This is a genomic window from Delftia sp. WSY_10 (assembly GCF_043104705.1).
Lineage (GTDB): Bacteria > Pseudomonadota > Gammaproteobacteria > Burkholderiales > Burkholderiaceae_C > Comamonas > Comamonas tsuruhatensis.
On sequence record NZ_JBICKY010000021.1, the window covers coordinates 194,319 to 218,673 of the forward strand.

General features: G+C 67.5%; 22 protein-coding genes. 13 read left to right on the top strand and 9 right to left on the bottom strand.

The features are described 5' to 3' along the window. Positions 1–98: 98 nt before the first annotated feature. The 5 genes from ACF8ML_RS11965 to ACF8ML_RS11985 all read left to right on the top strand — a co-directional run bounded on the left by ACF8ML_RS11965 (position 99) and on the right by ACF8ML_RS11985 (position 7,571). A complete protein-coding gene (locus ACF8ML_RS11965) occupies positions 99–1,631 on the top strand; it encodes a DUF4178 domain-containing protein (protein WP_016449241.1) in 1,533 nt (510 codons plus the stop codon). A gap of 18 nt (positions 1,632–1,649) precedes the next feature. After that, positions 1,650–1,868, top strand: a complete 219-nt coding sequence (locus tag ACF8ML_RS11970) for a DUF350 domain-containing protein (protein WP_016449242.1) — start codon at positions 1,650–1,652, stop codon at positions 1,866–1,868. 187 nt (positions 1,869–2,055) lie between these two features. Then, entirely contained in the window at positions 2,056–4,200 is a 2,145-nt protein-coding gene (locus ACF8ML_RS11975) for a TonB-dependent receptor (protein WP_392408068.1), read from the top strand. 87 nt (positions 4,201–4,287) lie between these two features. Continuing rightward, on the top strand, positions 4,288–5,832 hold the full coding sequence (locus ACF8ML_RS11980) for a polyamine aminopropyltransferase (protein WP_034363641.1): 1,545 nt from the start codon (positions 4,288–4,290) through the stop codon (positions 5,830–5,832). Further along, entirely contained in the window at positions 5,811–7,571 is a 1,761-nt protein-coding gene (locus ACF8ML_RS11985; protein ID WP_392408070.1) for an FAD-dependent oxidoreductase, read from the top strand. The genes ACF8ML_RS11980 and ACF8ML_RS11985 overlap by 22 nt, the downstream gene beginning before the upstream one ends. 45 nt (positions 7,572–7,616) lie before the next feature. Here the strand turns inward: ACF8ML_RS11985 and ACF8ML_RS11990 are convergent, their stop codons facing one another. From ACF8ML_RS11990 to ACF8ML_RS12000, 3 genes are read right to left on the bottom strand one after another with little or no spacing between them, the layout of a single operon-like run. Next, a complete protein-coding gene (locus tag ACF8ML_RS11990; protein ID WP_016451420.1) occupies positions 7,617–8,606 on the bottom strand; it encodes an HD-GYP domain-containing protein in 990 nt (329 codons plus the stop codon). 40 nt (positions 8,607–8,646) lie between these two features. Next, entirely contained in the window at positions 8,647–9,312 is a 666-nt protein-coding gene (locus tag ACF8ML_RS11995; RefSeq protein ID WP_016449247.1) for a TIGR02281 family clan AA aspartic protease, read from the bottom strand. A gap of 36 nt (positions 9,313–9,348) precedes the next feature. After that, positions 9,349–9,834, bottom strand: coding sequence for a YajQ family cyclic di-GMP-binding protein (locus ACF8ML_RS12000; protein WP_012206580.1), 486 nt, complete (start codon positions 9,832–9,834; stop codon positions 9,349–9,351). 104 nt (positions 9,835–9,938) lie between these two features. Here ACF8ML_RS12000 and murB point away from each other — a divergent pair, with 104 nt between their 5' ends. Continuing rightward, a complete protein-coding gene (murB, locus tag ACF8ML_RS12005; RefSeq protein WP_151019342.1) occupies positions 9,939–11,039 on the top strand; it encodes a UDP-N-acetylmuramate dehydrogenase in 1,101 nt (366 codons plus the stop codon). Between the two features lie 112 nt (positions 11,040–11,151). On the opposite strand, the gene ACF8ML_RS12010 is transcribed toward murB, so the two are convergent. Both ACF8ML_RS12010 and ACF8ML_RS12015 read right to left on the bottom strand, forming a co-directional pair. Continuing rightward, positions 11,152–11,514: an SPW repeat protein gene (locus ACF8ML_RS12010; RefSeq protein WP_016451422.1), complete on the bottom strand. Its 363-nt coding sequence runs from the start codon at positions 11,512–11,514 to the stop codon at positions 11,152–11,154. A gap of 98 nt (positions 11,515–11,612) precedes the next feature. Beyond that, entirely contained in the window at positions 11,613–12,482 is an 870-nt protein-coding gene (locus ACF8ML_RS12015; RefSeq protein WP_392408073.1) for an MBL fold metallo-hydrolase, read from the bottom strand. 137 nt (positions 12,483–12,619) lie between these two features. Between ACF8ML_RS12015 and ACF8ML_RS12020 the strand changes: the two genes are divergently transcribed. Next, positions 12,620–13,519, top strand: coding sequence for a LysR substrate-binding domain-containing protein (locus tag ACF8ML_RS12020; RefSeq protein WP_392408074.1), 900 nt, complete (start codon positions 12,620–12,622; stop codon positions 13,517–13,519). Between the two features lie 232 nt (positions 13,520–13,751). On the opposite strand, the gene argG is transcribed toward ACF8ML_RS12020, so the two are convergent. The 4 genes from argG to ACF8ML_RS12040 form a co-directional block, all read right to left on the bottom strand. Further along, the gene (argG, locus tag ACF8ML_RS12025; protein WP_016449252.1) at positions 13,752–15,086 is read right to left on the bottom strand and encodes an argininosuccinate synthase; all 1,335 of its coding nucleotides are present in this window, start codon (positions 15,084–15,086) and stop codon (positions 13,752–13,754) included. A gap of 120 nt (positions 15,087–15,206) precedes the next feature. Beyond that, positions 15,207–15,524, bottom strand: a complete 318-nt coding sequence (locus ACF8ML_RS12030; RefSeq protein ID WP_012206574.1) for a pyrimidine/purine nucleoside phosphorylase — start codon at positions 15,522–15,524, stop codon at positions 15,207–15,209. 123 nt (positions 15,525–15,647) lie between these two features. Continuing rightward, on the bottom strand, positions 15,648–16,388 hold the full coding sequence (locus tag ACF8ML_RS12035) for a glycine zipper 2TM domain-containing protein (protein ID WP_016449254.1): 741 nt from the start codon (positions 16,386–16,388) through the stop codon (positions 15,648–15,650). 127 nt (positions 16,389–16,515) lie between these two features. Further along, positions 16,516–16,893 (bottom strand): ArsC family reductase, encoded by a 378-nt coding sequence (locus tag ACF8ML_RS12040; protein WP_392408075.1) that lies wholly within the window; start codon positions 16,891–16,893, stop codon positions 16,516–16,518. A gap of 79 nt (positions 16,894–16,972) precedes the next feature. On the opposite strand from ACF8ML_RS12040, the gene folC reads away from it, so the two are divergent. From folC to gltX, 6 genes are all read left to right on the top strand, one after another. Then, positions 16,973–18,295, top strand: a complete 1,323-nt coding sequence (gene folC, locus ACF8ML_RS12045; RefSeq protein ID WP_016449256.1) for a bifunctional tetrahydrofolate synthase/dihydrofolate synthase — start codon at positions 16,973–16,975, stop codon at positions 18,293–18,295. A gap of 71 nt (positions 18,296–18,366) precedes the next feature. Beyond that, positions 18,367–19,290, top strand: a complete 924-nt coding sequence (locus tag ACF8ML_RS12050) for an SPOR domain-containing protein (RefSeq protein WP_026062261.1) — start codon at positions 18,367–18,369, stop codon at positions 19,288–19,290. Between the two features lie 55 nt (positions 19,291–19,345). Next, positions 19,346–19,837, top strand: coding sequence for a CvpA family protein (locus tag ACF8ML_RS12055; protein ID WP_016451425.1), 492 nt, complete (start codon positions 19,346–19,348; stop codon positions 19,835–19,837). 133 nt (positions 19,838–19,970) lie between these two features. Beyond that, a complete protein-coding gene (gene purF / locus ACF8ML_RS12060; protein ID WP_074921434.1) occupies positions 19,971–21,479 on the top strand; it encodes an amidophosphoribosyltransferase in 1,509 nt (502 codons plus the stop codon). A gap of 220 nt (positions 21,480–21,699) precedes the next feature. Beyond that, on the top strand, positions 21,700–22,914 hold the full coding sequence (locus tag ACF8ML_RS12065) for an O-succinylhomoserine sulfhydrylase (protein ID WP_016449260.1): 1,215 nt from the start codon (positions 21,700–21,702) through the stop codon (positions 22,912–22,914). Next, positions 22,911–24,317, top strand: a complete 1,407-nt coding sequence (gene gltX / locus ACF8ML_RS12070; RefSeq protein WP_047218421.1) for a glutamate--tRNA ligase — start codon at positions 22,911–22,913, stop codon at positions 24,315–24,317. The genes ACF8ML_RS12065 and gltX overlap by 4 nt, the downstream gene beginning before the upstream one ends. The last annotated feature ends 38 nt before the right edge of the window (positions 24,318–24,355 follow it).

The following is a 24,355-nucleotide window of genomic DNA, read 5'->3' on the forward strand; positions in this document are numbered from 1 at the left end:
CCGTCGCCGCCGCGCTGCGCACCACGGGCGCAGCTTGCGTGCGGGGCGTGGCCGGCCGGTCACGCTCCAGGCCCTCTCTTCACTGACGACCTTCACACATGGCATCCAGTCCATCGCAGCGCGTATACCGCGCACCATGCCCCGGCTGCGGCGCGCCCGTGGAATTTGCCAGCGCCCAGGCCAGCTATGCCGTCTGCGAGTTCTGCCGCAGCACCGTGGTGCGCCAGGGCGATGTGCTGCAGCGCCGTGGCTCCATGGCCGAGGTCTTCGAGGACTACAGCCCCCTGCGCATCGGCGCCACGGGCCAGATGCTGCGCAACGGCAAGCCCGAGCACTTCACTCTGGTCGGGCGGCTGCAGCTCAAGAGCGAGGCGGGCGCCTGGAGCGAATGGGTGGCCGCGTTCAGCGATGGCGCGCTGGGCTTCCTGAGCGAGGACAACGGCCAGTTCGTCTGGTCCTGGCCCTGGGAGGCCGAGGCCCTGCGCAACGGGCCGTTCAAGGCCTCCGACTGGCTGCTGGGTTCGCAGCGTGTGCTGGGCGGCAAGAGCTTCACGGTCAGCAGCGTGCAGAACGCGCGGCTGGTATCGGCCCAGGGCGAGCTGGCGCAGCTGCCCGAGCCTGGCACACCGTACCGGCTGGTGGAGCTGCGCAGCGAGCAGGGCCAGGTGCTGTCCGTGGACTTCTCCGTCCAGCCGCCCGCGCTGAGCCTGGGCGAGCGCGTGGTGCTGGACGACCTCAGGATGCAGGGGCTGCGCGACGGCGCCTCGCTCAAGGGTGAGCAGGGCCGGCACTTCAACTGCCCCAAGTGCGGCGCCGTGGTGCCCGTGCGCTTTTCCACCACCAAGAGCCTGAGCTGCCCCAGCTGCGGATCGCTGGTGGACCTGAGCCAGGGCATTGGCAAGGAATTGGCCTATGCGGAACAGAACGAGCCCGTGCGCCCGGCCATCCCGCTGGGCAGCAAGGGTGTGCTGGAAGGCCAGCAATGGCAGGTGGTGGGCTTTCAGCACCGCATGGGCCAGGAGCCTGGCGACGACGAGAGCTTTGGCTGGGAGGAGTACCTGCTGTTCAACCAGAAGGCCGGCTTCGCATTCCTGGTCGATTCCTCCGATGGCTGGAGCATGGCCCGCGTGACCACGGGCGTGCCCAAGCTCTCCAAGAACCGCAGCACGGCCAAGTACATGGGCCGGCAGTACCAGCTTGAATCGCGCTACACGGCCGAGACCACCTACGCCCTGGGCGAGTTCTACTGGCCCGTGCAGCGCGGCCAGACCACGCGCAATGTGGACTATGTGAGCGCAGGCGCGCAGAACAAGGCCTTCCTGGCCAGCGAGACCGAGAGCGGCGAGACCACCTGGTCGCATGGCAGCGCCGTCTCGGCCACCACGCTGGCAATGGCCTTCGGCCTCAAGCAGTTGCGTGACCGCTCGCAGGTCGGTGTGATGTCGGGCAGCCGCTTCGGGCTGTGGACCATCATCATCGGGCTGCTCATCCTCTGGCTGGTGTTCGTCACCTTGCGCGGCTGCGCATCGCGCCCCAACTGCGACCCCAATACCGACGCCAACTGCAACAGCTACACCCGCAGCAGCGGCGGCTCCTGGGGTGGCTACACCTCGGGCGGCAGCCACAAGTAAACAACGGAGAAACTGATCATGAACTTCGACTGGCTCAACCCCGCCGCCTTCTTCGGCTCGATCCTCTATGCGCTGGTGGGCGTGGTGGTGTTCTGGCTGTGCTTCTTCATCATCGACAAGATCACACCCGTGGACATGTGGGCCGAGATCGTCGAGAAGCACAACAAGGCGCTGGCCATGGTGGTGGCCGCCATGTGCCTGGGCATCAGCATCATCGTCGCTGCCGCCATCCACTGAACGGGGCCGCCTGGCCCCCGCATTCCCCATCTCCTGCCGATACGCAGCCCGCCTGAAAAGGTGCGGCTGCGCTGCGCATGGCGGCGTTGCTGCGTCGCAACAAATTCCTTGTCGATGGTGAGTTTGCAAATGATATTCGTTTGCATTCTAAATAAAATCGCCCCCTTCATTCGAAGAGAGGGTTTCCATGACAGACCATCAAGCTGCCCGCAGGGCAAGGATTTCAGTGGGTGTGACCGCTGGCATCATCACCACCGCGCTGGCGGGCGCGGTCCATGCCCAGGAGGCCGCCCCAGCCGATCCGGCCCAGGCACAGACGCAGACGCAGCCTCAACAGGCCCACACCCTGCCTACGCTGCAGGTCAACGCCTCCCAGTACGACCCTGACGACGTGCGGCCCGAAGGCGTGACCACGGCGACCAAGACCTACCTGGCGCCCAAGGACATCCCGCAGACCATCGACACGCTGGAGGTCAACAAGTACAAGAGCTACGGCATCAACGACCTGGCCACCATGCTGGACGGCGTTCCCGGCGTGAACACCAGCTACGACATGCGCGGCGAAGGCGTGTACATCCGAGGCTTCAAGGCCGACGAGAGCGACATCTACCGCGACGGCGTGCGCGAGAGCGGCCAGGTACGCCGCAGCACCGCCAATGTGGAGCGCATCGAGATCCTCAAGGGCCCGGCCTCGGTGCTCTATGGCCGCAGCGCAGGCGGCGGCGTGGTCAACATGGTGAGCAAGCAGGCGCGTTTCGATGCCAAGAGCAGCATCACGCTGCGCGGCGGCTCCTGGGACAACGTGGGCGGCACCATCGACATCAACCGCGTGCTCAACGAGAACGTGGCCGTGCGACTGACGGCCGACCGCGAGCAGGCCCACAGCTTCCGCGAAGGCATACGCAACCGCAACGAGATGGTCTCGCCCAGCATCCTGGTGGACTCGCGCACGGGCTGGCGCTGGACCGGCCAGTACACCTATGACAACGTCTGGCGCGTGCCCGATCGCGGTCCGGTCTATGACCAGCTGCCGGCCGGTGTCTCCATCCGCAAGGGCTTTGCGGCGCCGGGCGACTATGTGGAAGACCGCCTGCGCGTGCTGCGCTCCGACCTGTCCTACGACTTCAACAACCGCTGGAGTCTGCGCTGGGTGGCCAGCAAGCGCGAGGCCAGCCAGGATTTCGACCACTACTTCGCCGGCACCTACCGTGCCGCGACCGGCAAGATCACGCCCAACTACGCCTGGCAGCAGACCCGCAACACCACGCTGTCCAACACGCTGGACCTGACGGGCAAGTTCAGCACGGGCAGCATCCGGCACGATCTGCTGGTGGGCCTGGAGGCCAGCGAGGAAGAGCGCGCGCCGCGCGTCGGCCAGCCCGGCAGCACCTTCGCCTATGACCCGTTGCAGCCCATCGTCTGGCCCAGCCGTCCGGCGCAGGGCAAGCCGACCCAGGACAACTATCACAAGGGCAAAGGCCAGGCGCTGTACATGCAGGACCTGGTCAGCCTGACCGAGCAGTGGAAGCTGCTGCTGGGCCTGCGCTACGACAGCTATGACTTCCAGAGCACCAACAAGATCGCCAACCTCACGCGCAAGACCGACGGCAACGGCTTCAGCCCGCGCGTGGGCGTGGTGTGGCAGCCGGTGCGCGAGCACAGCTTCTATGCGTCCTGGAACAAGAGCTACTCGCCCTATGGCGGGCGCGGCATCCTGACCGTGGAAACCGCCGTGGGCGCGGTGCCGGACGACGAGCCCCAGTACTCGCGCCAGTCCGAGGTCGGCGTCAAGAGCGACTGGCTGGGCGGCGCGCTGTCCACCCAGGTCTCCGTCTACCAGCTGGAGAAGTACAACATCCGCTACCGCCCCGATCCCGAGAATGATCCCTACACCTGGGCCATCCGGGGCAAGGACCGTTCGCGCGGCATCGAGTTCAGCGCGGCCGGCCGCGTGGCCGGTTCCTGGTATGTGCGCGGCGGCGTGGCCTTCATGCAGGCCAAGGTGGCTGAAGACGCGCAAAACCCTGCCAACGTGGGCCTGTACCTGCGTGACACGGCCAAGCGCAACGGCAACCTGTTCCTGCGCTATGCGCCCAAGGGACCCTGGTATGGCGAAGTCGGCGTGACCTACACGGGCAGCCGCTTCACCAACGCCGCCAACACGGCCATCCTGCCCGGCTACTCGCGCTGGGATGCGCTGGTGGGCTGGCGCCAGGACGCCTGGACGGTGACCGTGGCGCTGTCCAACCTGTTCGACAAGCAGTACTGGCGCTCCGGCTCCATGCCGGGCGCACCGCGCAGCGTGCTGGTCAGCGCCAACTACCAGTTCTGACGGAACCCCCAGGAGGCGCGCGGCGCCTTCTCCCGTTGCACGGCGCTTCTCGCGCACACGGGGGGCGCATCGCGCACAATACCGGCCGTGCAAACCTCAGCCTCTCTTGCCGGCGCGCAGCCGGCGCGCCCCATCGACATCGCCCTGCTGGTCAGCGTCTTCGTGATCGCGGCCTGCGGCCTGCTCTATGAGTTGGCTGCGGGCGCGCTGGCTTCCTATCTGCTGGGCGATTCCGTCCTGCAGTTCTCCACCATCATCGGCAGCTACCTGTTCGCCATGGGCATAGGCTCCTGGCTGTCGCGCTATTTCGAGGACCACCTGCCTGCGCACTTTCTGCGCATCGAGCTGATGGTGGCCCTGATCGGCGGTGCGTTGCCGGCCACGCTGTTCATTGCCAATGCCTACGCGCCCGGCGCGTTCCGGTTCCTGCTGTACGGCATGGTGCTGGTGGTGGGCACGCTGGTGGGGCTGGAGATTCCGCTGGTGATGCGCATCCTCAAGCGCAATGTGACGCTCAAGGACCTGGTGTCCCAGGTGCTGACCTTCGACTACCTGGGGGCGCTGGCCGTGTCGCTGGCATTTCCGCTGCTGCTGGTGCCCAAGCTGGGCCTGGTGCGCACGGGGCTGCTGTTCGGCTTCATGAATGCGGCGGTGGCGGTGTGGGCGCTGCTGCTGTTTCGGCATGAACTGCGGCGCCCGCGCGCCCATGCCCTGGCCTGCGCGGCCGTGCTGGCCCTGCTGGGCACGGGCATCTGGGGCGCCGACCATCTGACGCGCCTGGCCGACGACCATTTCTACCAGGACCGCATCGTGCTCTCCAGCAGCTCGCCCTACCAGCGCATCGTGGTGACGCAGGGACGCCAGGGCGCGCGGCTGTACCTCAATGGCAACCTGCAGTTCGCGCAAGGCGACGAGTACCGCTACCACGAGGCCCTGGTCCATCCCGTGATGGCCGCGCATGGCGCGCCCAAGCGCGTGGCCGTGCTGGGCGGCGGCGACGGCATGGCCGTGCGCGAGGTGCTCAAGTACCCCTCGGTGGAGTCGGTCACCCTGGTGGAACTGGACCCGGCCATGACCGACCTGTTCAAGGACAACGCCATGCTGCGCCGGCTCAACGGCGATGCGCTCAGCGATGCGCGCGTGCGCATCGTCAACACCGATGCCTTCCACTGGCTGCAGCAGGGCGGGGACACCTTCGACGTCGTCATCGTCGATTTCCCCGACCCGACCAATTTCGCCATCGGCAAGCTGTTCACCAACAGCTTCTATGCCTTGCTGGACAAGCGCCTGGCCGCCAGCGGCTACGCCGTGGTGCAGACCACGTCGCCCCTGATCGCGCGCAAGAGCTACTGGACCGTGGTGCAGACCATCGAATCCATCGGCCTGCAGGCCACGCCCTACCACGCCCATGTGCCCAGCTTTGGCGAGTGGGGCTTCGTCATCGCCAGCCACCGGCCCTGGCGCGAGCCCGATGCGCTGCCTGCGGGCCTGCGCTTTCTGAGCGCGCAGACCATGGCGCTGATGTTCGACTTTCCGCTGGACATGGCGCGTGTGCCGGCCGAGGTCAACCGCCTGTCCAACCAGGTGCTGGTCAATACCTACGAACGCGAATGGGGCAGGGTGGAGCGTTGAGCCCCGACCGCCCGTCTTTGTGGAGCCGGCGCCAATGGCTGCAGGGCCTGGCCGGCGGTGCGGCCGCAGGCCTGGCCGGCTGCACGCCAACGCCGCCTCGTCTGGAAGACCTGCCTGGTGGCTTCAGCGGCGTGGCGCTGGAGCGCGGCCATGCCTTGCGCGCGTTCTGGCAGCGATTGGGCCAGGGCCTGGCGCTGCCGGCGCCGGCCGTGGTGCACCGCGCCAACGTGGTGATCGCCGGTGGCGGCATGGCGGGCCTGGCGGCTGCGCGGGCGCTGGAGCTGTCGGGGGTGCAGGGCGTGGCCCTGCTGGACACGCAGCAGGCCATGGGCGGCAACAGCCAGGGCGGCAGCATTGCGGGCCTGCCCTGTCCGCTGGGTGCCCACTATCTGCCCCTGCCCGGCGACGATGCGGCCGAGGTCCAGGACTGGCTCGAGGCCCTGGGCCTGCGCCAGCGCCGCGCGGGCCGCTGGCAGTACGACGAGCGCCATCTGTGCCACAGTCCGCAGGAGCGCCTGTTCTGGCAGGGCGCCTGGCATGAGGGCCTGCTGCCCGTCGATGGCGTGGCGCCGCGCACGCTGGAGCAGTACGAACTCTTTGCGCGCAGCGTGGCCCAGGAGATGGACAGGGCGCCCTTTGCCATGCCGTCCATCCGCGTCTGGCAGCGCCAGGGCCGGCTGCCCGCCGCCCATGCCGCGCTGGACGGCCAGACCATGCAGGCCTGGCTGGTCCAGCAGGGCATCGATGATGCGCAGCTGATCTGGTATCTGGAGTACTGCTGCCGCGACGATTTCGGCGCGGGCCTGGCGCGGGTGTCGGCCTGGGCGGGCCTGCACTATTTCGCCAGCCGCCACGGCTTCTCGGCCCCGCGCCGCCAGGATGAGCGCATGCCCGAAGACGCGGGTGATGCCGTGCTGACCTGGCCCCAGGGCAATGGCTGGCTGTCGCAGCAACTGGTGGCCGGGCTGGGCTCCACCGACCTGCAGACGGATTGCAGCGTGCTATCCATCGCCGAAGGTGCCGACGGTGTGGAGATCGACGTCTACCACCACGGTCGCCAGCAGCACGAGCGCTGGCTGGCCGCGCGCTGCGTCGTGGCCCTGCCCAGCTTCATCGCGGCACGCGTGGTGCGCGATGCGCCGGACTTCCTGCGCGCGGTGGCCGGCCGGCTGGACTGGGCGCCCTGGCTGGTGGCCAACATCCATCTGCAGCGGCCGCTGGCCGACCGGCCCGGCGCCGATCCGGCCTGGGACAACGTGCTGTTTGCCGATCCGAATGCGGGCGGTCTGGGCTACGTGGACGCGGGCCACCAGGGCCTGGACCGGCTCACGCCCCGGCCCACGGTGCTCAGTTACTACCAGGCGCTGGGCGACTGGCCTGACGGGCGCGCGCAACTGCTGGGCCAGCCCTTCGGCTTCTGGCGGGACCGCATCGTCGGCAGCCTGCTCGTTCCCCATCCCGACCTGCTGCACAAGGCCACGCGCATGGAGATCACGCGCTACGGCCACGCCATGGCCATACCCCGTCCCGGTGACCAGCAGCTGCTCAGCCAGGTGGCGCTGCAGTCGCTGCACCGGGGGCGCAGCGCGCTGTGCGCCGGCGAGCGCGTGGCCCTGCTGCCCACGCCGGGCACGCGCCGCCTGTGGTTCGCACATTCCGACTGGGCCGGCTACTCGGTACTGGAGGAGGCCTTCACGCGTGGCCACCATGCGGGCCTGTGGGCTGGCGCGCGGACCTGACACGGGCCGCGGCGCCGGTGTCGCGCGCTTCAGGCGCCAGATCGTTCAGACAGGGCCGGGCATCTGCACCATGCGGTACAGCGACTGGCTGCCGCGTGCGGCCAGCACGCCCAGCTGGGCCAGCGTGCGCGGGTCCAGCTCCAGCGTGATGGCGGCGCGCGCCAGTGCCGAGCGGATGCGGGGGCCGTCCTCGCCTTCATGGATGACGGGCGGATACAGGCTCGCGCCGTCGGCGCCGATCACGCTGGCCACCAGCGGCGGCTGCGGCGGCTCGCCACGGCGCAGCACCACGGCGATGTCACCGTTGTCCAGCCGCACATAGGTGCCCGGCGGGCACAGGCCCACGGCGCGCACCAGCGCGAAGCCCACCTCGTCGGAGTAGCGCTGCTGCTGGGTGAGCGCGCGCAGCGACTCGGCGGCGCTGCGGCCTTCGCGTGACTTGCGCGGGCTGATCAGGGCGGCGTAGCGGTCCACCGTGCCCAGGATGCGGACCAGCCGCTGCACGGGCGCCAGCGTGGACAGCGGCTGCTGCGGCACGGCCTCGTGGTGGTGGCCCACCAGCTCCAGCCACAGCGCATCGTTGACGAACAGCCGCGCCAGCAGGGCCTGGCTGTGCAGCGGGTGGCGCTGTACGGCCTGCTGCTGGGCGGGGGTCAGCGGCTCGCGCTGCAGCGCCAGTTCGTCCTGCAGCGCGTTCATGCCGATGTTCATGGTCAGTGCGCCATACACCAGGGTGCGGTGTTCGGACTCGTCCAGGCGCAGCTCGCGCGCCAGCACATGGCACAGGCAGGCGCAGACCAGGGCATGGGAGGCGCTGTAGCCCACGGTGGACGAGCAGGCGCGCTGGAACATCAGGTACAGCGCGGCATCGCTGTCGTGGGCGATCAGCTCCTGCAGCCACAGGTCGATCTGCTGCAGCTTGACCAGGAAGCCCTGCACCTGCAGCGGCGCGGACAGCAGCACGGACAGTGCGGCCTCCAGGTCGGACCACAGGCCCAGCAGGTCTTCGTAGGAATCGTCGGGGCGTCGGCTCATCGTTGGCGGGGTGCGGGAAGCGGGGCGCATGCAGGCCGCATCAGCGCCGCTCCAGCACCATCTCGCTGCCCTGGCGGGTCATCTGGACGTGGGCAAGAAAGCTGTTGCCCAGCAGCACATAGGGCATGGGAAGAGGGGCGACCACGGCGTCCACACCGAAGACCTCGACATCGCCCACGCGCACCGAATCCAGCCGCAGGCGCCAGCCCTGGGCATCGCCGTTGGCGGTGCGCATCATCACCGGCTGGCCCTTGAGAAAGGGCAGGCCCATGCGTTCGGCGTCGGACCGGCCGATGGCGACCGAGCTGGCGCCCGTGTCCACCATGTAGACCATGGTCTTGCCATTGATCTGGCCGCGTTCGATGAAGTGCCCCCGGTTGTCGGCCTTGAGCACCACGCGCCGGCCGAGCGCGGGATCGCCCGCCGCCGCGCCCCGGCCGCCCAGGCTGATGGGCGCCTCGCCCAGGCGCAATGTCTGGCGGCGGCCCTTGATTTCCACCTCGGCCGTGTCGCCCGATACCTGCAGCACGCGCACGTCCTGCAGGCTGTCGCCCGCCGCCAGCGCGCGCGGCGTGCCGCCGTCTATGACCAGCAAGGCCTTGCTGCCCAGCACGCCGCTGAGCGCCACGGACTGCGCCGTCGCCGATGGTGGAGCCAGCGCGGCCGCTGCGGCCAGGCTCAGAAGTACGGCACGTAGGTGGCGCATGGGGTGGCTTGTGGCGCAGAGGCGGGTGCCAGGCGATCAGTCGCGGAAGTTGTTGAAGGACAGGGGATGGTCGGCCAGGTCCTTGCGGATCAGGGCCATGGCGGCCTGCAGGTCGTCGCGCTTGGCGCCGGTGACGCGCACGGCGTCGCCCTGGATGGCGGCCTGCACCTTGAGCTTGCTGTCCTTGATCAGCTTTTGCAGCTTCTTGCCCAGCTCGGCCTCGATGCCGTTCTTGACCTTGATGGTCTGCTTGAGCTTGTCGCCGCCGATCTTCTGGGCCTTCTGGATGTCCAGGAAGCGCACGTCCACGCTGCGCTTGGTCAGCTTGTTGCGCAGGATGTCCTCGACCTGCTGCAGCTGGAAGTCGGCATCGCCGAACAGCGTGATTTCCTTGTCCTTGAGCTCGATGGCGGCCGAGGTGCCCTTGAAGTCGAAGCGTGTGCCGATTTCCTTGGCGGTGTTCTCCACGGCGTTCTTCACTTCGACGAAGTCGGCTTCGCACACGGTGTCAAAAGAAGGCATGGCAAATATTTCCTGTAAATGTTCTGAAAAAGTACCGCAGCGCGCGGCCGGGCGATGCGGACGCGGGGCCGGCGGCGCAGGGAGGCGGTGCGACAATCCGGTCGATGTTAGTCGAGAAAAATGTTCCGCTGCAGCATTGCAACAGCTTCGGCATCGCCGCCCGTGCCCACACCCTGGTGCGCGTGCGCAGCGACGAGGACGTGCGCCATTTCCTGGCCGATCCGCTGTGGGGCCGCCAGCCCGTGTTCGTGCTGGGCGGCGGCAGCAATGTGGTGATCACGGGCGACGTCGATCCCGTGGTCCTCAAGATGGAGATAGCGGGCATGCGCCTGCTGCGCGAGACCGAGCGCCACTGGATCGTCGAGGCCGGTGCCGGCGAGCGCTGGCACGACCTGGTGGCCTGGACCCTGTCGCAGGGCTACGGCGGCCTGGAGAACATGGCGCTGATTCCCGGCACCGTGGGCGCGTCGCCGGTGCAGAACATCGGCGCCTACGGATTGGAGCTGCAGGACCGCTTCGAGTCGCTGGATGCCATCGACCTGGCCACGGGGGAGTCCTTCACGCTGGATGCCGCGCAATGCGCCTTCGGCTACCGCGACTCGGTGTTCAAGCATGCGCCGGCCGAGCCCACGCCCGTGGCGCGTGCGCGCATGAAGGGCGTGCCGCCGCGCGGCATGGGCCTCAAGGGCCGCGCCGTGATCACGCGCGTACGCCTGGCCCTGCCCAAGGACTGGAAGCCCGGCCTGGGCTACCTGGACCTGCAGCGCCGCCAGGCCGAGGCGGGCGTGGCCGAGCCCACGGCCCGCCAGATCTTCGACTGGGTGTGCGAGATCCGCCGCGCCAAGCTGCCGGATCCGGAGCACATCGGCAACGCGGGCAGCTTCTTCAAGAACCCGACGGTGACGCCCGAGCAGTGCGCCGACATCATTGCGCGCGAGCCCCGCATCGTGCACTACCCCATGGACGACGGCTCCATCAAGCTGGCCGCCGGCTGGCTGATCGATGCCTGCGGCTGGAAGGGCAAGTCCATGGGCCGCGCCGGGGTGTATGACAAGCAGGCCCTGGTGCTGGTCAACCGGGGCGACCGGCACAGCGTGGACAGCAGCGTCACGGGCGGCGAGGTCATGACGCTGGCCGGAGCGATACAGACCAGCGTCTACGAGCGATTCGGCATCCGCCTGGAGCCCGAGCCCGTCGTAGTCTGAGCGGCCTTGGGCGGTCCTTGGGCGGTCCTTGGGCGGTTCTTGAGGGGCACGGCGGCAAAAAAACAGCGGCCCGCAGGGCATTGCCGCCTGCGGGCCGCTGCGCATCAGCGCCTCAGTGGGCGGAGTGACTGCGCCAGTCCATATAGTCCTTGTCGGTCATCAGCACCCACAGCGCGAGCACCAGCACCACGATGCCCGACACCACGGCATTGCGCATGGCGTCCATCTGGCCGGCAAAGCCCAGCACCCAGGGCGAGATCACCATCCACAGACCCAGCAGGCCTTCGGTCCATTCCTCCCACGCGCGGGGCATGAAGATGGCTCCCAGCGCAGCGGCAATCAGCGCCAGTCCGATGACCACGCCGTTGGCCGTGGGCGCCATCTGGTCCTGGAACCCCAGCACCCAGGGCGAGACTGCCAACCAGACTCCCAGCAGGACGTTGAGCGGGTCCTGCCAATGCTTCATGTATTTCATGGCTGCACCTCCTGCCGCCACGACGAATGAGGGCGGCAGCTGGTTGGATCAAGGGCGCAGCATGCAGGTTCCATGAGGATTTTTGCGAAAGTGCATGCTTACCATGGCATCTCGCCCTTGTTCACCTTGGCGCCGATGTCCAGCGACAGCGCCATGCCGGCCTGCGGGTAGGCCTGCTTCATGGCGCCGATCAGCTCGGCACTGTTTGCGGCCTTGGCGGCGGCGGCCTCGAAATGCTGGAGATAGTCGCGTGTATAGGCGATGGCGCTGGCGTCCATGGCCGTGCCGGCTTGCATGTGGCCGGGCACGACGACAGCGGGCTTGAGGGCCTGCATCTCGTCCAGCTGCGCCAGCCAGGCCTTGCGCTCGGCGCTCTTTTGCGTGTCCGCCGTCCAGACATGCAGGTTGCCGAACACGCCCACGTTGCCGACGATGGCCTGCAGCGCAGGCACCCAGACATAGGGGCGGTGGGCCAGCGGGCCGGTGGTGCCGCGCAGCTCCAGCGCCTGGCCGTCCACCATCACCGTATTGCCTTGCAGGGCCTCGGGCAGCACGGGATGGCTGGGGGCGTTGGCGCCCATCTTGGGGCCCCAGAAGGCCAGCTTGCCCTGCAGCTTGGACTCGATCTTCTCGCGCACGGCCGGCGTGGCCACCACCTTGGCCTGCGGGAACAGGCTCTTGAGCACTTCGGCGCCGAAGTAGTAGTCGGGGTCGGCATTGCTGATGAGGATGGTGGTCAGCTGCTTGCCGCTGTCCAGCACATTGGCGGCAATGCGCAGGCCGTCGGCGCGGGTGAAGCCGCTGTCCACGACCACGGCCTCCTTGGCGCCGGTGATCAGGGTGGAGGTCACGGCAAAGCTGTGTTCGTCGGCCTGGTAGACCTTCATCTGCAGCGGGGCGGGCGCCTGGGCGTGGGACAGGCCGGCCGACAGGGCCAGGGTGAGCGAAAGCAAGGTGGTGCGAAGCATGTCGATTTCCTTTGAAAAAAGCACAAGACAGAAACGGGTGGCAGCGCCGTGCTGCCATGGGTGGTACTTTAGTTTTTGAAATCGAGCAGATAAACGGCAGAATATGCGCTTGTTTGTTGCAGAAATTGAGCATATCCATGGACCGATTGCTGGCGATGCAGGTGTTTGCCACGGTGGCCGAATGCGGCAGCTTCACGGCGGCGGCCGAGCGGCTGGACCTGTCGCGCGCCATGGCCACGCGCCATGTGGAGTCGCTGGAGCAGTGGCTGGGCGCGCGCCTGCTGCACCGCACCACGCGCCGTGTCTCGCTTACCGATGCCGGTGCGCAGTGCCTGCGCTACAGCCAGCAGATGCTGGCCCTGGCCGATGAGGTGCAAGGCGAGATGCGCGCCGGCGACAGCCAGTTGCGCGGCCTGCTGCGCGTGACCTGCAGCATGTCCTTCGGCCATGCGCAGATGGCGCCGGCCATTACGCAGTTCATGCGGCTGCACCCGCACCTCAAGATCGACCTGCTGGTGGACGACGGCGCGCTGGACCTGGTGCAGCAGCGCATCGACCTGGCCATACGCATCAGCGCCGATCCGGGCGCCGCACTCATCGGCCGGCCGCTGGCCGTTTGCGAATCGGTGCTGGTGGCCTCGACCGCCTATCTGGATGCGGCTGGCCGGCCGCAGGCACCGGCCCAGCTGCAGGCGCACCGCTGCCTGGGACACATGCGCGTGGGGCGCAATGTCTGGCAATTGACTCGCCGTGACGATGAAAGCGATGAGCAGCAGATCGCCGTCACCACCTGGTTCAACGCCAACGAAGCCACCGTGCTGGCCGCCGCTGCCGTCGAAGGCGCTGGCATTGCCTTGCAGCCAACCTACCTGGTCCAGCCCATGCTGCAAAACGGCCAGCTGGAGCTGGTGCTGCCCGACTGGCGCCCGCAGCCGCTGACCGTGCATGCGCTGTACAGCTCGCGCCGCCATCTGCCGGTGGCCGTGCGGGCGCTGCTGGATTTTCTCGTGCAGCGTTTCGAGGGCGCGCACTGGTAGCGAGGGCGTAAAAAAAAGCCGCCTTGCGGCGGCTTGTGGGATGCAAGTGTGCGATTTTCTGGCCCATGGCGTCGCGTGCTTGGCGGGCGCGTTCTATGCCAGGGACGCCGAGCAAGGGCCTACGCCGGCCGCGCCGCCCCGCAGCGAGGGCGTCGTCCCCCTCCCTCGCGAAGCGAGTAGAGAGGCGCCGTGCAACGGGGGGAAGCGGCGTCAGCCGCTCAGGGGGTGTAGGTCATTCCTTGCCGCCCAATTGGGGCAGGGCGGTGCTGGTGCCCAGGGACAGCAGGCCGGCCTTGGCGTAGATGGCCAGCTTGTCGCGGGTGTCCATCAGGTCCAGGTTGCGCATGGTCAGCTGGCCGATGCGGTCGGCGGGGCTGAAGGGCGCGTCCTCGACCTTTTCCATCGACAGGCGCTCGGGCGCGTAGGTCAGGTTGGGCGATTCGGTGTTCAGGATGGAGTAGTCATTGCCGCGGCGCAGCTCCAGCGTCACGGTGCCGGTCACGGCGCGGGCCACCCAGCGCTGGGCGGTTTCGCGCAGCATGATGGCCTGCGGGTCGAACCAGCGGCCCTGGTACAGCAGGCGGCCCAGGCGCAGGCCGTTGATGCGGTACTGCTCGATGGTGTCCTCGTTGTGGATGCCGGTCACCAGGCGCTCGTAGGCGATGTGCAGCAGGGCCATGCCGGGGGCTTCGTAGATGCCGCGGCTCTTGGCTTCGATGATGCGGTTCTCGATCTGGTCGCTCATGCCCAGGCCGTGGCGGCCACCGATGCGGTTGGCTTCCAGGAACAGCTCCACGGGATCGGCGATTTCCTTGCCATTGAGGGCCACGGGGCGGCCTTCTTCGAAGGTCACCGACACTTCCTCGGCCTTGACCTCGACCTCGGGCTTCCAGAACGCCACGCCCATGATGGGGTTGACGATGCGGATGCCGCTGTTCAGGAACTCCAGGTCCTTGGCCTCGTGCGTGGCGCCCAGCATGTTGCTGTCGGTCGAGTAGGCCTTCTCGGCGCTCATCTTGTAGCCGAAGCCCTCCTTGGTCATGAAGGCCGACATCTCGGCGCGGCCGCCCAGCTCGTCGATGAAGGTCTGGTCCAGCCAGGGCTTGTAGATCTTCAGAGCGGGGTTGGTCAGCAGGCCGTAGCGGTAGAAGCGCTCGATGTCGTTGCCCTTGAAGGTCGAGCCGTCACCCCAGATGTTGACGTCGTCTTCCTTCATGGCGGCCACCAGCATGGTGCCGGTCACGGCACGGCCCAGGGGCGTGGTGTTGAAATAGGTGATGCCGCCCGTGGAGATGTGGAAGGCGCCGGCCTGGATGGCGGCAATGCCTTCGCCGGCCAGCTGCGCGCGGCAGTCGATCAGGCGGGCCTGCTCGGCGCCGTACTCCATGGCCTTGCGGGGGATTTCGTCGTAGTCGGCCTCGTCGGGCTGGCCCAGGTTGGCCGTGTAGGCGTAGGGCAGGGCGCCCTTGTTCTTCATCCAGCGCAGGGCAGCGCTGGTGTCCAGGCCGCCCGAGAAGGCGATGCCGACCTTCTGGCCGACGGGGACGTTTTGCAGGATGGTTTCCATACGATGCTTCTCTCAATAACGATGGCGGCTGGCGTGCGGGACGCGGCTGCCGGAAAACACGGAAGGCGTCTGGGCGCCGTCAGGTCGAATGCGTCGGTCTGCCCAGGCGCTCAGGCGCTCTTAGGCGTAGTGGCAGATGTAGTGGTAGGCCTCGGTCACGCGGATGTCGAACTTGGAGTTCGCAGGCACCTGGAAGGACTCGCCGGCCTTGGAGGTCAGCCACTGGTCCGAGCCGTCGAGCTTGTACTCGCAGGAACCGGCCACGCATTCCATGATCTCGGCGGCGGCCGTGCCGAAGGTCAGCTGGCTGGGCAGCACCACGCCCGCAGACTTCTTCGTGCCATCGGCCAGCGTGAAGCCATGGCTGATGCATTTGCCGTCGAAATAGACATTGGCCTTGGTGGTCAGGGTGATGCCAGAGATGGTTTCGGTGGTCATGGAAGCTGGGCAGAGGGTGGACTAAACCGCCCATTTTAGGCCAGCACCCGGCCGCTGCCCGTACGTGCTGGCCGCCGCCATGCAAAAAGCCCCTTGTCGGGGCTTTGCATGCGCAGGTCCGTCTCAGCGGCGCCAGCCGTGGCGGTAGCCGCCGCGCCAGCCGTGATAGCTGGGGCGCGAGGCGTAGTACACGCCGGCAGCAAGGGCTGCTCCAATCACCACGGGAGCCACATAGTCACCGGCCGAATACACGGGCTGCACAGGCTGGGGGGCGTAGTAGCCACCGCCGTCGTAGTAGTTGTTCTGGTAGACCACGGGCGGCGGCACGGGTGCGGTGGAGTACGCGGCCTGGGGCGGCTGGTTGGTGCCGTAGTAGCCGTTGCTGCCATAGGCCGCGCTGTTGGCGGCGGGCTGCACGCTCAGCGCGATCCAGTCCCCGGGCGGCGTGGTGGTGCGCGTCGTGTAGTTGCGGCCTGCGTACTCGTAGACCACGTCATAGGCCACGGCGCGGTTCTGGTAGTAGGTCTGGGTGGTGCAGTTGCGCACCGTCTGGTACTGGGGCTGGCCCGTGGCCTCGGCCTGGTTGCCCAGCATGGCGCCGCCGATCACGCCGGCCGCCGTGGCGGCCGCGCGTCCGCCGCCATGGCCGATGGCGTTGCCGACCACGCCGCCCGCCAGGGCACCCAGAACGGCGCCCGCGCCCGAGGTGCGCTGGCCGGTATAGACGTTTTCATCGCGGCAGACCTGCTGGGGCACGGCCACCTGCTGGGTCACCGGGGTCACCGACAGCACCCGGCCTTGCTCCTGGGCCAGGGCCACGGTGGCGGTCGTGGCCGCCAGCGTCAAAAGAACCAGGGATTTCATGATTGCACTCCTGTTGCGCTGGCGGTATTTCCTGCCAGGCTCCATGCAAGTGTATTCCTCGGGCCTGGAAAGCAGTTTGCGGTCGCGTAAATCCACGTAATAAGCTGTTCCAGGCCTGATGGCAGAGTCAGCGCTTGCCCCCGTGGGCCATCTCTGCCCAGGCGTCGGGCGCAAAACCCACGGTGATGCGTCCCTGCGGCCATTGGACGACCGGGCGCTTGATGACGCTGGGCTGCTGCTGCATGAGGGCTGCGGCACCGGCCCCATCCTGGGCGCCGGCCTGGGTGTCGGCATCGAGCTTGCGCCACGTCGTTCCTTGGCGGTTGAGCAGCTTTTCCCAGCCGACAGCCTGCATCCAGGCGGGCAACTGCTCGGCGGGAACACCCTGTTTCTTGAAGTCGTGGAATTCGTAGGCGATGCCCTGGTCGGTGAGCCAGGCGCGGGCCTTCTTGACGGTGTCGCAATTGGGAATGCCGTAGAGCGTCACAGTGTTTGCAGTGGTCATGATTGGTTGCAGTTGCCGCAGTCAATGGATGGCGAGGACCCCATAAGGACACTGTCCCTGGGTAACAATAGCGCGCAGTATGCACACCTCATTTCCCACATTGGATGCATGGCTCGCCTATTGCGAGCGCCTGCACCCCAAGAATATTGCGCTGGGCCTGGATCGCGTGCGCGAAGTTGCCCAGCGCCTGGACCTGCGTTTCGACTGCCCCGTGATCACGGTGGCGGGCACCAACGGCAAGGGCTCGACCTGCGCCATGCTGGAGGCCGTGGCGCTGCAATCGGGCTTTCGCCCCGGCGTCTACACATCGCCGCATCTGGTGCATTTCGAGGAACGCTGCCGCGTGGGCGGCGAGATCGTGAAGGCCGCCGAGCTGCTGCCGCAGTTCGAGGCCGTGGAGCAGGCGCGCGTGCAGGGCACGGAAGTGGCGCTCACCTATTTCGAATTCACCACGCTGGCCATCCTGCGGCTGATGAGCCAGTCCAGGCTGGATGTGGCGATTCTCGAGGTGGGCCTGGGCGGGCGGCTGGATGCCACCAATGTGATCGACGCCGATTGCGCCGTCATCACCAGCATCGACATCGACCATGTGGAATTCCTGGGGCCGGACCGCGAGAGCATCGGCCGCGAGAAGGCCGGCATCATGCGCGCCGGCCGGCCTGTGGTGGTCAGCGATCCCATGCCGCCGCAAAGCGTGCTGGACCATGCACAGGCCATTGGCGCCGATCTCTGGCGCCTGGGCCAGGACTTCAATTTCTCGGGCGACAAGCAGCAGTGGGGCTGGGCCGGACGCGGGCGGCGCTATGCCGGTCTGGCCTATCCGGCGCTGCGCGGCGCCAACCAGCTGGTCAATGCATCGGGTGCGCTGGCCGCGCTCGAGGCCATCCGCAGCCGCCTTCCGGTCACGGCCCAGGCCGTGCGCACGGGGCTGGCCATGGTCGAGCTGCCGGGCCGTTTCCAGATCATTCCGGGCCAGCCCACGCTGGTGCTGGACGTGGCGCACAACCCGCATTCGGTGGCGGCGCTGACGGCCAACCTCGATGCCATGGGCTACTTTCCCTGCACGCATGCGGTCTTCGGCGCCATGCACGACAAGGACCTGGCGCCCATGCTGGCCAGGATTGCCCCGTTGATCGACCGCTGGTATCTGACCGACCTGCCCACGCCGCGCGCCGAGAGCGCCGAGGTGCTGCGCCAGAAGATCGAAGCCCTGCCGCCCGCGCCGGGCGTGCCGCGCGAGATCTCGCTGGCCACCTTTGCAAACCCGCAGCTGGCGCTGGATGCCGCGGTTCTTGCAGCAGGTCCCACTGATAGAATCGTGGTCTTTGGCTCGTTCTTCACGGTGGGCGGCGTGCTGCAGGACGGCCCGCCCCGGCTGAACGCCAAGCATCTGGGCACCTGAATCCAGTGATCCGCACCGCAAACGGCCATCGTGGCTGCCTGTGGTGGCCGATCTGAACGAGTCCGCACTCCATGGCATTTTTCAATTTTCGTTGGCCCGGCAAAAAAGACGACGGTGATTCGTCGTCCGCATCGAGGCGGCCCACACGGCTGGGACAGGCGGAAAGCGTCGATGTCATGCGCCGCCGGGCGCGCCACCGCCTCATCGGCGCTGCCGTGCTGGTCCTGGCGGGCGTGGTGGGTTTCCCCCTGCTGTTCGACACCCAGCCGCGTCCGATTCCCGTGGACATCCCCATCGAGATTCCCGACCGCGACAAGGTCGCTCCTCTGGTCGTGCCCGGCGCCAATGCCGTGGACGCCCATCCGCACCAGGGCGCCGCATCCCCGGCAGGCCGCGTGCCGGCCCAGGCCTCGCTGGGCGCCGACGAGGAAGAGGTTCCCATGGGCAGGCCTTCCGTGCCCGTGGCGCCGGCCGTCTCGCAGGTGGCTCCGGTCAAGCCGGAAGCAAAGCCCGAGACCCGGCCGGAGGCAAAGCCTGAGCCCAAGCCCGCCGCCAAGCCTGAGACCAAACCCGAGCCCAAGCCGGAACCCAGGCCCAAGCCCGAGCCGGCCAAACCCGAACACAAGCCGGAGCCCAAGCCCGAACCCAAACCCGAGCCGAAGCCAAAGCCCGAACCCAAGCCCGAGCCGTCCAGGAGCGACGACGCCGCGCGTGCCCGGGCCCTGCTGGAAGGTCGCAGCGCACCGGCGGCTGCTGCGGCGACGGACGAGCGCTTCATCGTGCAGGTCGGCGCCTTCTCCGATGCCGGCAAGGCCCAGGAAATCCGCGCCAAGCTGGAGCTGGCGGGCCTGAAGACTTTCACGCAGGTGGTGGACACCAAGGACGGCAAGCGCACGCGTGTGCGTGTGGGCCCGTTCAACGGCCGTGCCGAAGCCGACAAGGCGGCGGCGCGCGTCAAGGGCCAGGGCCTGCCGGCGTCGGTGCTCAAGCTCTGAGGCGGTGACGTACATCTTGATCTTGCAAAGCAGCACAGGCGCACAGAGATAGCGTATGTCCACGGTGGACTGGGTTTTGCTGGCCTGCGTGCTGGCATCGATGCTGCTAGGCGCCTGGCGCGGGCTGGTGTATGAGGTGCTGTCGCTGCTCGGCTGGCTGGTGGCCTTCGTTGTGGCACGCATCTGGGCTGCCGATGTGGCGCTGTGGCTGCCCATGCAGGACTGGGACATGCAGCTGCGCTATGCCGCAGGCTTTGTGCTGTTGTTCGTGCTGGCGCTGTTCGGCTGGGGCCTGGTGTCCTGGCTGTCGCGCCGGCTGATCGAGGCGGTGGGCCTGAGGCCCGTGGACCGCACGCTGGGCGCGCTGTTCGGCGTGCTGCGCGGGGCGCTGCTGGCCCTGGTGGCAACAATGGTGATCAGCTACACGCCGCTGCACCAGGGGCAGTGGTGGCAGGATTCAGCCCTGGCGCCGTGGCTGATGCAGGCGCTGGCTGCGGTTTTGCCGCAGCTGCCGCAGGAATGGGGACGCTATCTGCCGGCTGCATGACAAGGCGCTGCAGCGCAGGAGTCGGCTGGCAGAAACAGTTTGGATAGAGAAATCGGGCGCAGGCGTGGCCAATGGGTGGCTGCTACGGCCCAGACAGCGAAGGGCGACCTTCGCAAACGGATGGAACGCAACTATGTGTGGAATCGTTGGTGTAGTCAGCACCGCGCCCGTGAATCAACTGATCTATGACGCCCTGCTGCTGCTGCAGCACCGTGGCCAGGATGCCGCCGGCATCGTGACCCAGCAGGAGCGCAAGTTCTTCATGCACAAGGCCAAGGGCATGGTGCGCGACGTGTTCCGCACCCGCAACATGCGCGCCCTGCCGGGCACGGTGGGCCTGGGCCAGGTGCGCTACCCGACGGCCGGCAACGCGACAAGCGAGGAAGAGGCCCAGCCCTTCTACGTGAACGCGCCCTTCGGCATCGTCATGGTGCACAACGGCAACCTCACCAACGCCAAGCAGCTGCGCGAGGAACTGTCGGACACCGACCACCGCCACACCAACACCGAGAGCGACTCCGAAGTCCTGCTCAACGTGCTGGCCCACGAGCTGGCCCGCGCCAGCAGCGGCGCACCGCTCAAGAGCGAAGACGTCTTCCAGGCCGTCAGCGCCGTGCACAAGCGCATCAAGGGCTCGTACGCCGTGATCGCGCTGATTGCGGGCTACGGCCTGCTGGCCTTCCGCGACCCCTTCGGCATCCGTCCCCTGTGCATGGGCCGCAGCGCCGACGGCACGGTGATGCTGGCCAGCGAATCCGTGGCCCTGGAAGGCACGCTGCACCAGCTCGAGCGCGATGTCGCTCCGGGTGAAGCCGTGTTCGTGCACAGCGACGGCCAGGTCGAAACCCGCCAGTGCGCCGAAAAGAGCGAGCTGCACCCCTGCGTGTTCGAGTACGTGTACCTGGCCCGTCCGGACTCGGTGCTCGACGGCATCTCCGTCTACCAGGCGCGCCTGAACATGGGCGAGACGCTGGCCAAGCGCGTGGTCTCCACCGTGCCGCCCAACGAGATCGACGCCATCATCCCGATTCCGGAATCCAGCCGGCCCAGCGCCATGCAGCTGGCCCAGCTGCTGGGCATCCCCTACCGCGAAGGCTTCGTCAAGAATCGCTACGTGGGCCGCACCTTCATCATGCCGGGCCAGGCCTCGCGCAAGAAATCCGTGCGCCAGAAGCTCAACGCCATCGGCAGCGAGTTCAAGGGCCGCAAGGTGCTGCTGGTGGACGACTCCATCGTGCGCGGCACCACCTCCAAGGAAATCGTGCAGATGGCGCGTGACGCCGGCGCCGTCAAGGTCTACCTGGCCTCGGCCGCTCCTCCGGTGCGCCATCCCAACGTCTACGGCATCGACATGCCCACGCGCGCCGAACTGGTGGCGCATGGCCGCACGGTCGAGGAAATCCGCCAGGTCATCGGTGCCGACGCGCTGATCTACCAGGACGTGGCCGCCATGAAGCAGACCGTGGGCAAGATCAACCCGCAGGTGCAGGGCTTCGAGGCCTCGTGCTTCGACGGCGTCTACATCACGGGCGACATCTCCGAGGACGAAGTCACGGCACTCAATGAAGGCCGCAACCGCGGCGGCGAGGAAGAGTCCAGCGACGCCTCGCGCCTGTCCCTGCCCAACGCCCAGGAAGCCTGAGCCCGAGCCCGAGCCCGAGCCCGAGCGATTGGGCTTCAGTGACAATACGGGGGCGGGCCTGAGGCCCGCCCTTTTTTGACAAATGAGCTAAAAGCGCTGGTGCTGGAGGACTGCAGGCTGCAACGCCCAGCAAGTCCCCAGGTGACAAGTGCTTCTAGCTCCTTTTTTCCGGGCACCGCCACCGCTGGCGGTCTGCGCCCGATCCCCAAGGACTATCAACGTGACCAACAAGACACTTCCCGAAGGCCTGCATCCCGATACGCTGGCCCTGCGCGTGGGCGTGGAGCGAAGCCAGTGGGGTGAGCACAGCGAAGCCCTGTACATGACCAGCAGCTTCGTGCAGCCCGACTGTGCAACGGCCGCACGCCGCTTCGCCAATGAAGAGCCCGGCTACACCTACAGCCGCACCTCCAACCCCACGGTCACCAGCTTCGAACAGCGCCTGGCCGCCATGGAGGGCACGGAATGCGCGGTGGCCACGTCCACGGGCATGTCGGCCATCTTGCTCGTGGCGCTGACCACGCTCAAGGCCGGCGACCATGTGATCTGCTCGCAGTCCATGTTCGGCTCCACCATCAAGCTGCTGGGCGGCGAGATGGCGCGCTTCGGCGTGGAGACCAGCTTTGTCTCGCAGACCGATGTGCAGGCCTGGAAGGCGGCCATCCGTCCCAACACGCGCCTTCTGTTCGCCGAGACGCCGACCAACCCGCTGACCGACCTGTGCGACATCGCCGCGCTGGCCGAGCTGGCGCACGCCCATGGCGCGCTGCTGGCCGTGGACAACAGCTTTGCCTCGCCCGTGCTGCAGCAGCCTGCCAAGTTCGGCGCCGACCTGGTCGTGCACTCCGGCACCAAGCTGCTGGACGGCCAGGGCCGCGTCATGTCGGGCGCCGTCTGCGGCACGACGGCACTGGTGGACAAGGTCATGGGCACCTTCCTGCGCAGCGGCGGCCTGAACCTGGCGCCGTTCAACGCCTGGGTGGTGCTCAAGGGGCTGGAGACGCTGTCCCTGCGCGTGAAGGCGCAAAGCGCCTCCGCGCTGGAGCTGGCCACCTGGCTGGAGGCCCATCCCAAGGTCGCCCGCGTCTACTACCCGGGCCTGGCCAGCCACCCGCAGCACGAGCTGGCCATGCGCCAGCAAAACGGCATGGGCGGTGGCGTGCTGTCCTTCGACGTGGTGGGCGAGGGCGCCGAACAGCTGCGCGCCAACGCCTTCCATGTGGCCGACAGCACCCGGGTGTGCTCGATCACGGCCAACCTGGGCGACGTCAAGACCACCATCACCCATCCGGCCAGCACCTCGCATGGCCGCCTGAGCGAAGAGCAGCGCCGTGCCGCCGGCATCGGCCAGGGCCTGCTGCGCATCTCCGTCGGACTGGAATACCTGGGCGACCTCAAGAACGATCTCTCCCGCGGACTGGATACCCTGCAATGACACAAAAAGTACGTACCCGTTTTGCCCCGTCTCCCACGGGCTTCATCCACCTGGGCAACATCCGCTCGGCCCTGTATCCCTGGGCCTTTGCGCGCGCCACGGGCGGCGATTTCATCCTGCGCATCGAGGACACCGACGTGGAGCGCTCCACCCAGGCCTCGGTGGACGTGATCATCGAAGGCATGGCCTGGCTGCAGCTGGACCATGACGAAGGTCCGTTCTATCAAATGCAGCGCATGGACCGCTACAAGGAGGTGCTGGCCGGCCTGCAGGCTTCGGGCCATGTCTACCCCTGCTACATGAGCGTGGAAGAACTCGACGCCCTGCGCGAGCGCCAGATGGCCAACAAGGAAAAGCCGCGCTACGACGGCACCTGGCGCCCTGAGGAAGGCAAGGTGCTGCCGCCCGTGCCCGAAGGCGTGCGTCCCGTGCTGCGCTTCAAGACGCCGAAGGGCGGCGTCGTGGCCTGGGAAGACAAGTGCAAGGGCCGCATCGAGTTCCAGAACAGCGAGCTGGACGACCTGGTGATCGCGCGCCCCGATGGCACGCCCACCTACAACTTCTGCGTCTGCGTGGACGACATGGACATGGCCATCACCCATGTCATCCGTGGCGACGACCACGTCAACAACACGCCGCGCCAGATCCACATCTTCGAGGCCCTGGGCGCCAGCGTGCCCGTGTTCGCCCATCTGCCCACCGTGCTCAACGAGCAGGGCGAGAAGATGAGCAAGCGCAACGGCGCCAAGGCCGTCACCCAGTACCGCGACGAAGGCTACCTGCCCGACGCCATGGTCAACTACCTGGCCCGCCTGGGCTGGAGCCACGGCGATGACGAAATCTTCAGCCGCGCCCAGTTCCTGGAGTGGTTCAACCTCGACCACCTGGGCCGCAGCGCTGGCCAGTTCGACGAGGCCAAGCTGCGCTGGGTCAACGCCCAGCACCTGAAGGCCCTGGACGACGCGGCCCTGGCAGAGCTGGTGCGCCCCTTCGTGCTCAAGACCGGTCTGGACCAGGCCCTGCTCGACGCAGACGACCGCCTGCCGCGCATCTGCGCCCTGTTCAAGGACCGCTGCGAAACCCTGGTCGATCTGGCCGGCTGGGTGCGCCTGTTCTATGTGGACGCCTTCGACCGCAACGCCGAAGACCTGGCAAAGCACGTGACCGACGCCGTGGCGCCCGCCCTGGACGCCTTCGCCGAAGGCATCGCCTCGGTGGAGTGGAGCAAGGAAGCCATTGCTGCCCTGATCAAGGAAGTGCTCAAGGCCCAGGGCCTGAAGATGCCGCAACTGGCCATGCCGGTGCGCGTGCTGACGCTGGGCACGGCGCACACGCCTTCGGTGGACGCGGTGCTGGAGCTGCTGGGTCGTGAAAAAATTCTGGCGCGTTTGAAAAACCGCTGAAAACCTGTCTATAATTCGAGTCTCTGATGCAAACGCAG

What these genes read in the sequence shown, in the direction of transcription:
- ACF8ML_RS11965 (WP_016449241.1), top strand. Translation starts at nt 99, where the DNA reads ATGGCATCCAGTCCATCGCAGCGCGTATACCGCGCACCATGCCCCGGC.
- ACF8ML_RS11970 (WP_016449242.1), top strand. Translation starts at nt 1,650, where the DNA reads ATGAACTTCGACTGGCTCAACCCCGCCGCCTTCTTCGGCTCGATCCTC.
- ACF8ML_RS11975 (WP_392408068.1), top strand. Translation starts at nt 2,056, where the DNA reads ATGACAGACCATCAAGCTGCCCGCAGGGCAAGGATTTCAGTGGGTGTG.
- ACF8ML_RS11985 (WP_392408070.1), top strand. Translation starts at nt 5,811, where the DNA reads ATGGGGCAGGGTGGAGCGTTGAGCCCCGACCGCCCGTCTTTGTGGAGC.
- ACF8ML_RS11990 (WP_016451420.1), bottom strand. Translation starts at nt 8,606, where the DNA reads ATGAGCCGACGCCCCGACGATTCCTACGAAGACCTGCTGGGCCTGTGG.
- ACF8ML_RS11995 (WP_016449247.1), bottom strand. Translation starts at nt 9,312, where the DNA reads ATGCGCCACCTACGTGCCGTACTTCTGAGCCTGGCCGCAGCGGCCGCG.
- ACF8ML_RS12000 (WP_012206580.1), bottom strand. Translation starts at nt 9,834, where the DNA reads ATGCCTTCTTTTGACACCGTGTGCGAAGCCGACTTCGTCGAAGTGAAG.
- murB (WP_151019342.1), top strand. Translation starts at nt 9,939, where the DNA reads ATGTTAGTCGAGAAAAATGTTCCGCTGCAGCATTGCAACAGCTTCGGC.
- ACF8ML_RS12010 (WP_016451422.1), bottom strand. Translation starts at nt 11,514, where the DNA reads ATGAAATACATGAAGCATTGGCAGGACCCGCTCAACGTCCTGCTGGGA.
- ACF8ML_RS12015 (WP_392408073.1), bottom strand. Translation starts at nt 12,482, where the DNA reads ATGCTTCGCACCACCTTGCTTTCGCTCACCCTGGCCCTGTCGGCCGGC.
- ACF8ML_RS12020 (WP_392408074.1), top strand. Translation starts at nt 12,620, where the DNA reads ATGGACCGATTGCTGGCGATGCAGGTGTTTGCCACGGTGGCCGAATGC.
- argG (WP_016449252.1), bottom strand. Translation starts at nt 15,086, where the DNA reads ATGGAAACCATCCTGCAAAACGTCCCCGTCGGCCAGAAGGTCGGCATC.
- ACF8ML_RS12030 (WP_012206574.1), bottom strand. Translation starts at nt 15,524, where the DNA reads ATGACCACCGAAACCATCTCTGGCATCACCCTGACCACCAAGGCCAAT.
- ACF8ML_RS12035 (WP_016449254.1), bottom strand. Translation starts at nt 16,388, where the DNA reads ATGAAATCCCTGGTTCTTTTGACGCTGGCGGCCACGACCGCCACCGTG.
- ACF8ML_RS12040 (WP_392408075.1), bottom strand. Translation starts at nt 16,893, where the DNA reads ATGACCACTGCAAACACTGTGACGCTCTACGGCATTCCCAATTGCGAC.
- folC (WP_016449256.1), top strand. Translation starts at nt 16,973, where the DNA reads ATGCACACCTCATTTCCCACATTGGATGCATGGCTCGCCTATTGCGAG.
- ACF8ML_RS12050 (WP_026062261.1), top strand. Translation starts at nt 18,367, where the DNA reads ATGGCATTTTTCAATTTTCGTTGGCCCGGCAAAAAAGACGACGGTGAT.
- ACF8ML_RS12055 (WP_016451425.1), top strand. Translation starts at nt 19,346, where the DNA reads ATGTCCACGGTGGACTGGGTTTTGCTGGCCTGCGTGCTGGCATCGATG.
- purF (WP_074921434.1), top strand. Translation starts at nt 19,971, where the DNA reads ATGTGTGGAATCGTTGGTGTAGTCAGCACCGCGCCCGTGAATCAACTG.
- gltX (WP_047218421.1), top strand. Translation starts at nt 22,911, where the DNA reads ATGACACAAAAAGTACGTACCCGTTTTGCCCCGTCTCCCACGGGCTTC.